The following is an 11,673-nucleotide window of genomic DNA, read 5'->3' on the forward strand; positions in this document are numbered from 1 at the left end:
TGATCCATGGATGAGCTTATGATTTCGGAAAAGCGTCGGTTTCCGCGCACGCCCTTTGATGGCGAGGCGCACCTGGAGATTCAGGGCAGGCTGTTCAGCGTGGAGGTCATGGATCTGTCGCTGCGCGGCGCACTGATCAATGAGCCTTCAGGTTTCCCGTTGCCTCTCGGGGAGGCGGCGTCACTCAAATTGCTGATGGAGGATTCGGATATTCGCATCCTCCTGCCTTGCACCGTGGTGCGCACCAACAAGGGCATGGCAGGCATGGCGTTCACCACCATCGACGTGGAAGCCATGCAGCACCTGCGGCGTTTGCTGGCACTGCATCTGGGCGAAGACGACGGCATGGATGCATTGTGGCTGCTGGAAGACACCTGAGCCTGCAACGCTGAGCCTGCACCGCTGACCCGACACCGGGCTACAGGTGCTCCAGTGCCTCGGCCAGGGTTGCCACGGCAATCACTTCCATCCCGGCCAATGGCTGACGCGGACTGTTCCCCCGCGGGATGATCGCTTTGCGGAAACCGTGCTTGGCCGCTTCCGACAAGCGATCCTGCCCCTGGGGCACGGGACGTATTTCACCGGAAAGCCCCACCTCACCGAACACCACCAGCTCTTTCGGCAATGCCTTGTCGCGGAAGCTCGACACAATGGCCAGCAACAGCGCCAGATCCGCCCCGGTCTCCATCACCTTGACGCCGCCCACCACGTTGGCAAACACATCCTGGTCGCCCACCTGAATGCCGCCGTGGCGGTGTAACACCGCCAACAGCATCGCCAGCCGGTTCTGCTCCAGGCCGACACAGACGCGGCGCGGGTTACCGAAATGACTCTGGTCGACCAGCGCCTGCAACTCCACCAGCAGCGGCCGCGTGCCCTCCCAGACAATCGTCACCAACGAACCGGAGGCGATCTCCTCCGCACGATTGAGAAAAATGGCGGACGGGTTCTTGACCTCTTTCAGGCCCTCGCCAGTCATCGCGAATACACCCAGCTCATTGACGGCGCCAAAGCGATTCTTCAGGCCGCGCAGTGTCCGGAAACGGGAATCGGTGGAATCCTCCAGCATCAGCGAGCAATCGATCATATGCTCCAGCACCTTCGGCCCCGCCAGGGTGCCATCCTTGGTGACGTGCCCGACCAGCATCAACACCGTACCGCTCTGTTTGGCAAAGCGCGTCAGCGCCGCTGCGGATTCGCGCACCTGGGCCACCGAGCCCGGCGCCGACTGCAACGCCGCCAGATACATCACCTGAATCGAGTCGATCACCAGAATGGCCGGCTTTTCCTTGTGGGCCAGCTCGATGATGCGCTCGACATCCGTCTCTGCCGCCAACTGCAACCGGTCACGCGGCAATTGCAGTCGCTCCGCACGCATGGCCACCTGGGCCGGCGATTCTTCCCCGGTGATATAGAGACAGCTACGTTGTTGCGCCAACCGGCACAGGGTCTGCAATAGCAGCGTGGATTTACCTGCACCCGGATGACCACCGATCAGAATGGCCGAGCCGGGCACCAGCCCGCCCCCCAGCACGCGATCCAGCTCACCGATCCCGGTGGTAATACGCGGTGTCTCGGTCAGCTCGATCTGATCCAGACGCTGCACCGCCGCCAGTTCCCCGGCAAACCCGGTGCGCGGCGCCGCACGGCCGGCCGCAGGTGTGGAGGGATCGGTGACAAATTCACTGAGCGTATTCCAGGCGCCGCAGGCAGCACACTGGCCTTGCCACTTGGGAAAATCAGCGCCGCACTCGGTGCAGACGTAGGCTGTCTTTCTCTTCGCCATAATCGAATCCGCTTGGCATTATCCGCATTCGCCGCTCAGGGCCGCGCCACCCGACGTTCGACGCGCGCCGTCACCTGGCAGAACAATTCATAACTGATGGTGCCGCAGGCGGCGGCCACCTCATCAACACTGACCGTATCGCCCCACAACTCCACCTCATCGCCCACCACCGCGCGGGGCAAATCCGTCAGATCGATGGTCAGCATGTCCATGGAGACGCGGCCCGCCAGACCGGTGCGCGCACCGCCCACAGCGACCGGTGTGCCTGCCGGCGCATGGCGGGGATAGCCGTCGCCGTAACCGATGGCCACCACGCCGATGCGGCTGGGGCGCTGGGCCGTCCAGCTGGCGCCATAACCCACGCTGTCACCCGCCGGAATCGTGTTGATGGCAATCAGGCGCGCGGCGAGGCGCTGGGTCACCATCAGGCCTTGATCCGCCAGCGCTTGCCCGGCCAGGGGCGCGCTGCCGTAAAGCATGATCCCCGGGCGCACCAGCGCGCCATGGCTGTCCGGGTAGCGACACAGGGCGGCCGAGTTGGCGGCGGTAAACGGCAGATCATGTTGTGCGGCCAGCGTTTTCAGTGCCGCCAGTTGCGTGGCCGACAGCGGATCGTCCCGCTCGTCTGCGCAGGCGAAGTGGGTCATCAAACCGGCCACGGTGACACCGGGCAGCCTCGACAACCGGGACAGCGCCCCGGCACAGGCCGCCGGCGGCACGCCGATACGATGCATGCCGGTGTCGCACTTCAGCCACACCACCAGCGGCGTTGTACCGGCCCGCGCCGCCAGCAATTCAAGCTGCCAGAGACTGTGCACGACCAACTCGAGACCCAGCGCGCCAGCTTCGCTCAACTCGTCCGCATCGAACGGGCCCTCCAACAGCATCACCGGGGCGGTGCAGCCGAGCGAGCGCAACGTGCGCGCCTCATCCAGCACTGCCACGCCAAAGCCGTCCACATAGGGCGACAGCGCACTCAGCGCCAGCGCGGTGCCGTGCCCGTAGGCATTGGCCTTGACCATGGCATAGACCCGCGCATCGCCTGCCAGCGCACGCGCCCGCCGGGCATTGGCGGCGAGCGCCGCCGGGCGCAGTGTGAGCACGGTTCCTCTGCTCACCGGGCCGCGCTCGCCGTCATTCGGAGTAGTCCTGATAGTATTCCGGCGCCAGATCATCGAAGCGGGTGAACTCACCGCGGAACGCCAGACGAATGGTGCCGATGGGGCCGTTACGCTGCTTGCCGATAATAATTTCGGCGATGCCCTTTTCCTGCGAGTCCTTGTTGTAGACCTCATCGCGGTACAGGAACACGATCACATCCGCGTCCTGCTCGATCGCCCCGGATTCCCGCAGGTCGGACATGACCGGCCGTTTATTCGGGCGTTGTTCCAGCGAGCGGTTCAACTGCGAGAGCACCACCACCGGCACACCCAGCTCCTTGGCCAGCCCTTTCACAGAGCGGGAGATTTCCGAGATTTCGTTAACCCGGTTATCCGAGCCCGGCACCTGCATCAACTGCAGGTAATCGATCATGATCATGCCCAGCCCGCCGCATTCGCGTGCTACCCGGCGCGCCCGGGCGCGCATTTCCATGGGCGACAGGCCGCCTGTGTCATCAATGAACAGCTTGCGCTCGGACAGCAACTGGATCGCCGAACTGATGCGCGGCCAGTCATCCGCTTCCAATCGCCCGGAACGCACATTCTGCTGATTAATGCGCCCCAGCGACGACAGCATCCGCATAACCAGACTGTCCGAGGGCATCTCCATGGAAAACACCAGCACCGGCTTGTCTTCCTTGATGGCCACATGCTCCACCAGGTTCATAGCGAACGTGGTTTTTCCCATTGAGGGCCGAGCCGCCACCACGATCATGTCGGCGGGCTGCATGCCGGAGGTCATGCGATCGAGCTCGGTAAAGCCGGTGGACAGGCCGGTCACCGCAGACTTGGTGCGGTACAGCTCATCGATCCTGTCGACAGCTTTCTTGAGGATGCTCTTGATGCCCTCCGGGCCGGTGCCGCGATTCTGCTGCTCGGCAATCTCGAAGATGGCGGACTCGGCCTGGTCCAGAATCTCGTTACTGGATGCCCCTTCGGGGCGGAAGGCGCGGTCGGCCACTTTCTGGGAAATCTGGATCAGTTGCCGCAGTATCGAGCGCTCGCGCACGATATCCGCATAGGCGGCAATGTTGGCCGCACTGGGGGTATTGCGGGACAGTTCGGAGAGGTAGGCGATACCGCCTGCGGTGTCCAACTGACCCAGCTGCTCCAGCGCCTCGGAGACGGTCACCAGATCGCGTGGCTGATCCTGCTCCACCAGCTGCACCATGACGCGGAAGATCAGCCGGTGATCCTTGCGATAGAAATCCTGCTCGCCGAGTCGCTCGGAGACCTGATCCCAGGCGTCGTTGTTGAGCATCAGACCGCCCAGGACAGCCTGTTCGGCTTCGACGGAATTGGGCGGCAGGCGCAGCGCCTCAGGCAGATGCTGATCTAGTCCGGTCACATCATTCATCGTGGGTCATGTCATCCATGGGCGCTCATTGCGGCTTGAGTATATCAGGGGGCCCCACACAAAAAACGGGCACTGCCCCGAAAGGCAGTGCCCGCATTGTGGCACCGCGCCCCCGGAGGGGCAATCGGTGCCGGCATCAGCCGGAAATCAGGCTTCAGCGACGACAGCAACCTTGATGGTTGTGGAGACTTCAGCGTGCAGCTGCAGATCGATCTCGAATTCGCCGGTGGAGCGCAGGGCACCATTCGGCATTTTCACTTCGGACTTCTCGATCTCTACACCGGTCTGGGCGCTGATGGCTTCGGCAATATCACGCGTGCCGATAGAACCGAACAGTTTGCCTTCGTCACCGGCTTTGGAGCCGATGGTGACCTGTGCGTCGGCCAGCTTCTCAAGGCGGGCCTGTGCAGCACCCATCGCTTCTTCAGCTTGCTTTTGCAGTTCAGCGCGGCGCTCTTCCACCACAGCCAGATTGGCCTTGGTGGCAGGCAGTGCCTTGCCCTGGGGAATCAGGAAGTTGCGGCCGTAACCGGCGCGCACATCCACTACTGCACCCAGGTCGCCCAGGTTCTTGATCTTGTCCAGCAGAATAACTTGCATGATCTGTTACCTCGCTCTTATCCGGGCTTAGTTGTCGTGGGAATCGCTGTAAGGCAACAGCGCCAGATAACGAGCCTGCTTGATAGCCTGGGCCAGCTGGCGCTGGTAGCGCGCGCTGGTGCCTGTGATCCGGCTGGGGACGATCTTGCCGGTTTCGGTGACATAGGCTTTCAGGGTTTCCAGATCCTTGTAATCAATCCGGACCACACCTTCCGCAGTAAAGCGGCAGAACTTACGACGGCGGAAAAAACGTGCCATGAGACTTGCTCCTCAGAATTCGCGTAGTCAGAGACATTCCAGCTGTTCGGCATGCAGATGCAAACGATCCCGCGCTTCACCCTTGAACCCGGCCCGGGCCAGAAACCCCCGGACTCTGATGCGATCCCCTTCCTGCAACTGATTGCTCAGTGCTATCAGCGTCTCGCCGGTCAATACCACGCCTATGCGGGCCTGGACTTCCCGTGCTGCGCCATCCTCCTGCTGCCGGGAGCGGTGCTCAAGCCAGAGTTTTCTGGTGGGCACCCCGGCGGGGGTCAGACGCGGCCGTTCAAGTGTGTGTATCGCGCCGGTCAGTTCGCAGTCATTGCGCTCTGCCTGGCTCAGCTGGCGACCTCCTCCTTCTCGTTCGACTTGGCCAGCGGGGAAGCTTCAGTCACAGCTTCGTCGCGGCGCATCACCATGTTGCGGATCACGGCGTCGTTGAAGCGGAAGGTGTTTTCCAGCTCCGCGAGTGTCTCGCCGTCGCACTCGACGTTCATCAGCACATAATGTGCCTTGTGGATCTTGTTGATCGGGTAAGCCAGTTGACGGCGGCCCCAGTCTTCAAGGCGGTGAATAGTGCCGTTGGCTTCCTTGATCTGTGCGCTGTAGCGCTCGATCATGGCAGGCACCTGCTCACTCTGGTCCGGGTGGACCAGGAACACGATTTCGTAATGACGCATTGTCAGCTCCTTACGGATTGGGCAGCCTCCCGCACCAGCGGTGAGGCAAGGAGTCCCCGGAAAACGGCATGCCAGGCAGGCCCGGATTCCGGGAAGGGGCGCGATTCTAGCTCGCTGACCCGGCAAACTCAAGGAAAAGCCCGTATTGCCGCCACCCTGACCCGATCAGCCGCTGCGGCACCGCTGGTCCGGCGGGATTGCCAGCCCCGGCCGGAGACCGTATTCTCAACCGGGCAACCGCTATAACAACACCTACAACAACAATAAATAAAACGGGCACATGCCATGAAACGCCCCCCAGTACTACTGCACATGCTGTTCGCCAGTCTCTTGCTGAGCCCGCTGAGCCACGGCAGCGACTGTGATGAGCGCATCCCGCTACCGGAACGGCCCCTGCTGGAGTCCTATACCGACTACAGCGCCTTCATTGTCGACATCATGAACTTCAAGCGCATTGAGGAGCGGCACATCCGGCACCGGGCGCAATGCCCCTCGCTCTATGGCTCCCGTCATGATGCAGCGTACGAGGCAACCGCCGGCACCCGTGAGTACCGCCCCTCCGCCACCCTCGGGGACGCCCTGGCGGAAGCTTCTCGCCGCCCGCCGTTCGATTACCAGCGCCATACGACCTGGTATGACCGCAGCACGTCCCGCAGTTTTGCGCTGGCGGGCCTGAGCGGGAACGAACTGGCCACCCAGCGGCTCCGGGTCGGCAACGCTGACACGCCCTTGCAATTGCCTGCATCCACCTACGTCGCGCTGCCGGAAGACTGGCGCGGTGATGATCTGGAGCGGGTTGTGGCACGCCTGCGAGAGGGCCGCCAGCAAGACGAGTTGGTTGCGCTCTACGACGAGGTCAGCGGCACCAGCCTGCCGCTCGCCTCCGTCGTGGTACGCGGCAACCTGATCTTGTATCTCGACCTGGATAACCAACTGCTCCGCACCGAGGGCACCGTCTATGGCTGCATGGCCTGTGCACCCGGCAGCTGATTGCTCGCAGCCCAGGCGCACCGGCCGGGCCCTCACGCTGCTGCTCGGCGGCCTGCTGCTGATGACCAGTGCGACAGCAAGCGATCGCCCGGTGATGTCCGATTATGACGACCCCCAGGCGTTCGTTGCCGATATGCTTGCCTGGCGAAACGCGGGCACGTCGGCCCGGGGCTCGACAGATCAGGGCTCGCCGGATCAGAACGCACCGGCAGACGACGCAGCCCAGGCGTCAGCACTCGGCGAGGGCATGAAGCCCTGGCACCGGGTGACCGGGCCCGAAGACCTGGAGCAGGCGGTGAGCAACGCTGACGGCTACGAACAACCGCACTACCAGGAGCCACGGCGCTTTGAGCGCACCACGCACATCAGCTTCCCCCTGCCGCCGCTGCCTGCGGACCATATGGCCCGCGAGGCACTGACCGGCGACCCGGCGCTGGCCAGCGACATCGAATACAGCGCCGTCAGCATCCCCGAACGCCTGCTGATACTGATACCGGAAGACAAGGATCCGGCTTATCCGGCCAGAATGGAGGTCCGAGCGCCTGAACCGCCACGCGCCGTCCAGGTGCAACTGCGCTGAGTACGCCAAGATGGCGGCAGCTTGTTCAGCGGGAGCGGATAGTGAGTAGCCGACAGGTCAGCAGATCAGCCGGCACTGGAGAGGCGCGGGGCGGCCAGATGATACAGCACCACGGCCGTGGCCACAGACACGTTCAGGCTTTCCACGTCGCCGACCATGGGAATTTCCAGCAGGTAATCACACTTGTCGCGGGTGAGACGGCGCATGCCATCCCCTTCAGCCCCCATGACCACCACCAATGGCCCTTCCGGCACGAAATCGTGCAGCCGCTGGCTGCCCTCGCCCAGGCCTGTGCCCACCACCCACAGCCCGCTGTCGCGCAGCTGGTCCAGGGTGCGAGCCAGATTACCTATCTCGAAGTAAGGCACGCTCTCCGCCGCACCGGCCGCACTGCGGCAGGCTACCGGCGTCAGGCCGCAGGCATTGCGCCGGGGCACCACCACGGCATCCGCGCCCACCGCATCGGCGGTGCGCAGGCACGCCCCCAGATTATGCGGGTCTGTGACGCCGTCCAGCACCAGCACCAGTGCAGGATGTGACAGGCCCGCCAGATGCGCCTGTAAATCCTGCTCATCGCCTGGTGCGCGCGGGCGCGCCCGTACCGCCACCCCCTGATGTTGCGAGCCTGCGTGCTTTTCCAGCGCATCGCGGCCCACCGGGCGAGGGGTCACGCCCAATTGCACGGCCTCGTCGCAGACGCGACTGAGCCGGTCTTCGCCGCGCTCGGCACGGCTTTCCAGCACATACATTTCGAGGATGGCCTCAGGCCGATGCCGCAGCAGTGATGCCACGGCATGCAGGCCGGAATACCAGATCGGTTTACTCATGATGGTCGGTCCTGCGCCTGCCGCTCAGCGCTTTCTGCGGGTGCGGGTCGCGGCTTTTTTCGGGCGGGCAGTGCCTGCCGGCTTGTCAGCGCTTTTGCCCGCTGGCTTGCTGCCTGACGCGGCCGGTGATTTGCCCGCCGCCGGAGATTTGCCACCCCGGGCGCCACGGCCTCCTCTGCTGCCGCTCTTGCCAGCACCCTGGCCGCCGCTCCCTTTGCCGCCGCCCTTGTTGCCATCCTTGTTGCCGACACGGCCTTCGGCCAGTGCCTGACGGGTCGGGCCGCCGCGACTGCGGTTACGGCTGTTCTTGCCAGCGGGCTGCCAGTTCTTGGCCAGCTGCAGGTCCACCTTGCGGTCCTCGACATGCACCGCCGCCACCTGCACACGGATGCTGTCACCCAGCTGGAACTGCCGGCCGGATGACTCACCGATCAACATGTGTCGCTTGGCATCGTAGTGATAGTAATCACTGTCCAGGTTGGCCACGTGCACCAGGCCATCCACATACAGATCGTTGATCTGCACGAACAACCCGAAGCCGGTCACACCACTGATCACACCTTCGAACTCGTCGCCGATGTGCTGCTCCATGAACTGGCATTTGAGCCACTGCACCACATCCCGGGCCGCATCATCCGCACGGCGCTCGGCCATGGAGCAATGCTCGCCCAGGGTCACCATGGCATTCTGGTCGTAGGGCAGAATCTGTGTCTTCTCGAGCTTCGGCAGCTTGCCCGGGTTCTGGGTATGCTTCGGCTCGCTGCCTTCGCGGATCAGATAACGAATGGCACGGTGCACCAGCAGATCCGGATAACGCCGGATTGGCGAGGTGAAATGGGTATAGGCCTTGTAGGCCAGCCCGAAGTGCCCCTTGTTCTCAGCGGCATAGCGGGCCTGGGTGAGCGAGCGCAGCATCACCGTCTGAATCAGAATGCGATCCGGGCGCTTGGCGATGGACTGCCCCAGCTTCTGGAACACTACCGGCTTGGCGCTGCCGTCCTTCTCGGTCCAGGCCAGCTTCACACCCAGCGGACCCAGGAACTCCCGCAGCGCTTCCAGCTTCTCGTTCTTCGGCGGCTCATGATTGCGGAACAGCGCCGGCACGCCGGCTTTTTCCAGCAGCCGCGCGGCGCAGATATTGGCCGCCAGCATGGCCTCCTCGATCATCATGTGCGCTACGTTGCGCACGGTCGGCTCGATGGCCCGGATCTTCTTCTGTTCGTCGTAGAGAATCCGCGTTTCCACGGTCTCGAAATCGATGGCGCCGCGATCTTCACGGCGCGCGCGCAGCGCTTTGTAGAGGCCGTGGTACTCCTGCAGCATGGTCTGCACCGGCTTCGGCAGGTCCGTCTTCAACTGCCGGGCCACATCCCCATCCGGCTGCTCGATGAAAGCGCCTACCTGGTTATAGGTCATGCGCCGGGCGGAGCGCATCACACCCTCGCCGAAGCTGAAACCGGTAATGCGGCCGTTGGCCGAGATCTGCATCTCGCAGAACAGGCACAAGCGATCTACGTCAGGGTTCAGCGAGCACAGGCCGTTGGAGAGCTTCTCCGGCAGCATCGGCACAACGCGGTTGGGGAAGTACACGGAGGTGCCCCGCCGTGTCGCTTCCTTGTCCAGCGGCGCGCCGGGGAACACGTAGTGGGACACATCAGCGATGGCCACAATCAGGCGCCAACCGCGCAGCCAGCCGCGCTTCTCGATATAGACGGCGTCGTCAAAATCCCGCGCCGTCTCGTCATCAATGGTGATCAGAGGCAAGCCGCGCAGGTCAACGCGACCTTCCTTGGCCTGTTCGGTGACCGTGTCCGAGATGGCACGGGCTTCGGCTTCCACCTCTGGCGGCCAGTCAAAGGGAATATCGTGGCTGCGCAGGGCGACATCCACTTCCATACCCGGCTCGTCCGGCGAAGCAATCACCTCCAGCAACCGCACCTGAAGATGCGGGTTCTGCTGTGAGGGGTAGTGCAGGATCTCGGCGCGCACATGGTCGCCCACTTCGACACGCAAACCCGCCATGTCAGAGATCAGGACATCCCCGGTAATACGGCGGTTGGCGGGCTCCAGGGCCGGGCCGGCGGCGCCCTGAACAAAGCGGCCCACGATATCGGTATTGGCGCGCTCAATGACTTCCACCACCCGCGCCTCGACCTTGCCGAAGCGATTGCGGCCTTCCACGCTGACCAGCACGCGGTCACCGTCCATCACGGACTGCATCTGCCGGGGCGACAGGAACAGATCGTCCTCGCCCGCCGTGTCAGTCACCACGAAGCCGAAGCCGTCGCGGTGGCCCTGAACGCGGCCGGGAATCAGGTCCATGCGATCGGCGATGCCATACTGCCCACGGCGGTTCTGTACCAGCTGGCCATCGCGCAACATCGCCTTCAGGCGGCGGCGCAGGGCCTCGCGGTCATCTTCATCGTCGGGGATGTGCAGCAGGTCTTCGAGCTGGTCGCGGGTCAGGGGTCGGCCCTGGTCGTTTAACACGTGGAGAATCAGCTCCCGGCTCGCCACCGGGTTGTCGTAACGCGAAGCTTCCCGTTCCGCTTGCGGATCACGGTAACTTCTTTCTTTCTTGCTCATATAAAAAGGGTTTCCTCAGGTAGCACCCCCTCCGGGGCGCAATGGATGCAGCCAGATCGGCGCATCAGCTTTGTTGAATAGTGGGGCCTGCGGCGGCCCGGCGCAACTTTCGTTGGCTTTCTCGCTGACCTTTCGACCGAATTGTGCCGGAAAAGTTTGACATGGCATCAAGTTGTACTAGAATACGCCCGCTTTCCGGGTAAACACCCCGGACTGCCGAGGTGGTGAAATTGGTAGACACGCTAGCTTCAGGTGCTAGTGCTCGCAAGGGCGTGGAGGTTCAAGTCCTCTCCTCGGCACCAATTATGAAAGGCTCCCCAGAGGGAGCCTTTCTTGTTTCTCGGTATTGTTTCTCGGTCGGACTCCCGGCCTGCGCCCCCGAAAACCGCGTGCAGCCCGGCTCTCGCGGTTTTTTTGTGCCCGGCCCTTTTTCAGTGCCCGCCCCTCTGCCTCCCGCTGCTGACTGCACCGTGACGGCAGGTATGGCACACTGCATCGATAACTGGCAACAGGCCCCGACATCTCATGCATACAACCCCTGACACCCTGCCGCACGCCTGCGCTCGACCAGCGCAGTCCGCGCGCCGCAAACTCAACAGCTTTCTCGGCAGTCTGGTCGCGGCGGCATTGCTGATGCTGGCACTGCAGATGGCGCCAGCGACCGCCTCCCAGGCGCAGGCCTCGGTTTTCCAGCCGACCGAGCTGACGCCGGTGAATGACGCCGAGCGGGAGCGCGCAGAGAAACGCCGCAAGGTGCTGCTGATATACCCGGCAGCGGTCATCGGCCTGGTTATCGTGCTGGTACTGACCATCAAGCGAAAGAAGTAACAGGGCTGCCGGTCAGCC

General features: G+C 63.3%; 13 protein-coding genes and 1 tRNA gene. 5 read left to right on the plus strand and 9 right to left on the minus strand.

The window, feature by feature from the left end:
- Nucleotides 1-6: 6 nt before the first annotated feature.
- The gene (locus K8B33_RS14025; RefSeq protein WP_223427597.1) at nt 7-378 is read left to right on the plus strand and encodes a PilZ domain-containing protein; all 372 of its coding nucleotides are present in this window, start codon (nt 7-9) and stop codon (nt 376-378) included.
- A 40-nt stretch (nt 379-418) separates the two neighbouring features.
- Here K8B33_RS14025 and radA read toward each other — a convergent pair whose 3' ends face one another.
- The 7 genes from radA to rpsF all read right to left on the minus strand — a co-directional run bounded on the left by radA (nt 419) and on the right by rpsF (nt 5,844).
- On the minus strand, nt 419-1,786 hold the full coding sequence (gene radA / locus K8B33_RS14030) for a DNA repair protein RadA (protein ID WP_223427601.1): 1,368 nt from the start codon (nt 1,784-1,786) through the stop codon (nt 419-421).
- Nucleotides 1,787-1,821: 35 nt separating this feature from the next.
- A complete protein-coding gene (gene alr, locus K8B33_RS14035; RefSeq protein WP_223427604.1) occupies nt 1,822-2,889 on the minus strand; it encodes an alanine racemase in 1,068 nt (355 codons plus the stop codon).
- Between the two features lie 31 nt (nt 2,890-2,920).
- Nucleotides 2,921-4,303 (minus strand): replicative DNA helicase, encoded by a 1,383-nt coding sequence (gene dnaB / locus K8B33_RS14040; protein WP_223427605.1) that lies wholly within the window; start codon nt 4,301-4,303, stop codon nt 2,921-2,923.
- Nucleotides 4,304-4,450: 147 nt separating this feature from the next.
- Nucleotides 4,451-4,903 (minus strand): 50S ribosomal protein L9, encoded by a 453-nt coding sequence (rplI, locus tag K8B33_RS14045; RefSeq protein WP_223427606.1) that lies wholly within the window; start codon nt 4,901-4,903, stop codon nt 4,451-4,453.
- A gap of 27 nt (nt 4,904-4,930) precedes the next feature.
- Nucleotides 4,931-5,161, minus strand: a complete 231-nt coding sequence (rpsR, locus tag K8B33_RS14050) for a 30S ribosomal protein S18 (protein WP_223427607.1) — start codon at nt 5,159-5,161, stop codon at nt 4,931-4,933.
- Nucleotides 5,162-5,188: 27 nt separating this feature from the next.
- A complete protein-coding gene (gene priB, locus K8B33_RS14055; protein ID WP_223428018.1) occupies nt 5,189-5,506 on the minus strand; it encodes a primosomal replication protein N in 318 nt (105 codons plus the stop codon).
- Nucleotides 5,503-5,844: a 30S ribosomal protein S6 gene (gene rpsF, locus K8B33_RS14060; protein WP_223427609.1), complete on the minus strand. Its 342-nt coding sequence runs from the start codon at nt 5,842-5,844 to the stop codon at nt 5,503-5,505. Before rpsF ends, priB begins: the two co-directional genes overlap by 4 nt.
- 285 nt (nt 5,845-6,129) lie before the next feature.
- Between rpsF and K8B33_RS14065 the strand changes: the two genes are divergently transcribed.
- Nucleotides 6,130-6,834: a hypothetical protein gene (locus tag K8B33_RS14065; protein ID WP_223427611.1), complete on the plus strand. Its 705-nt coding sequence runs from the start codon at nt 6,130-6,132 to the stop codon at nt 6,832-6,834.
- Nucleotides 6,803-7,414 carry a hypothetical protein gene (locus K8B33_RS14070; protein ID WP_223427612.1) on the plus strand — a complete coding sequence of 204 codons (612 nt, stop codon included), beginning with the start codon at nt 6,803-6,805 and terminating at the stop codon, nt 7,412-7,414. The genes K8B33_RS14065 and K8B33_RS14070 overlap by 32 nt, the downstream gene beginning before the upstream one ends.
- Before the next feature lie 65 nt (nt 7,415-7,479).
- Here K8B33_RS14070 and rlmB read toward each other — a convergent pair whose 3' ends face one another.
- Entirely contained in the window at nt 7,480-8,241 is a 762-nt protein-coding gene (gene rlmB, locus K8B33_RS14075; protein WP_223427613.1) for a 23S rRNA (guanosine(2251)-2'-O)-methyltransferase RlmB, read from the minus strand.
- Between the two features lie 24 nt (nt 8,242-8,265).
- Entirely contained in the window at nt 8,266-10,827 is a 2,562-nt protein-coding gene (gene rnr, locus K8B33_RS14080) for a ribonuclease R (RefSeq protein WP_223427614.1), read from the minus strand.
- Nucleotides 10,828-11,042: 215 nt separating this feature from the next.
- Between rnr and K8B33_RS14085 the strand changes: the two genes are divergently transcribed.
- A tRNA-Leu gene (locus K8B33_RS14085) sits at nt 11,043-11,129 on the plus strand.
- Nucleotides 11,130-11,352: 223 nt separating this feature from the next.
- Complete coding sequence (locus tag K8B33_RS14090) at nt 11,353-11,655, plus strand: hypothetical protein (protein WP_223427615.1); 303 nt, start codon at nt 11,353-11,355, stop codon at nt 11,653-11,655.
- The last annotated feature ends 18 nt before the right edge of the window (nt 11,656-11,673 follow it).

Source organism: Alcanivorax limicola (assembly GCF_019931215.1).
GTDB classification, from domain to species: Bacteria; Pseudomonadota; Gammaproteobacteria; order Pseudomonadales; family Alcanivoracaceae; genus Isoalcanivorax; species Isoalcanivorax limicola.

Coding starts and splice junctions, on each gene's coding strand:
- rplI (WP_223427606.1), bottom strand. CDS start 4,903: ATGCAAGTTATTCTGCTGGACAAGATCAAGAACCTGGGCGACCTGGGT.
- K8B33_RS14065 (WP_223427611.1), top strand. CDS start 6,130: ATGAAACGCCCCCCAGTACTACTGCACATGCTGTTCGCCAGTCTCTTG.
- K8B33_RS14070 (WP_223427612.1), top strand. CDS start 6,803: ATGGCTGCATGGCCTGTGCACCCGGCAGCTGATTGCTCGCAGCCCAGG.
- rlmB (WP_223427613.1), bottom strand. CDS start 8,241: ATGAGTAAACCGATCTGGTATTCCGGCCTGCATGCCGTGGCATCACTG.
- rpsF (WP_223427609.1), bottom strand. CDS start 5,844: ATGCGTCATTACGAAATCGTGTTCCTGGTCCACCCGGACCAGAGTGAG.
- K8B33_RS14090 (WP_223427615.1), top strand. CDS start 11,353: ATGCATACAACCCCTGACACCCTGCCGCACGCCTGCGCTCGACCAGCG.
- radA (WP_223427601.1), bottom strand. CDS start 1,786: ATGGCGAAGAGAAAGACAGCCTACGTCTGCACCGAGTGCGGCGCTGAT.
- K8B33_RS14025 (WP_223427597.1), top strand. CDS start 7: ATGGATGAGCTTATGATTTCGGAAAAGCGTCGGTTTCCGCGCACGCCC.
- rpsR (WP_223427607.1), bottom strand. CDS start 5,161: ATGGCACGTTTTTTCCGCCGTCGTAAGTTCTGCCGCTTTACTGCGGAA.
- rnr (WP_223427614.1), bottom strand. CDS start 10,827: ATGAGCAAGAAAGAAAGAAGTTACCGTGATCCGCAAGCGGAACGGGAA.
- dnaB (WP_223427605.1), bottom strand. CDS start 4,303: ATGAATGATGTGACCGGACTAGATCAGCATCTGCCTGAGGCGCTGCGC.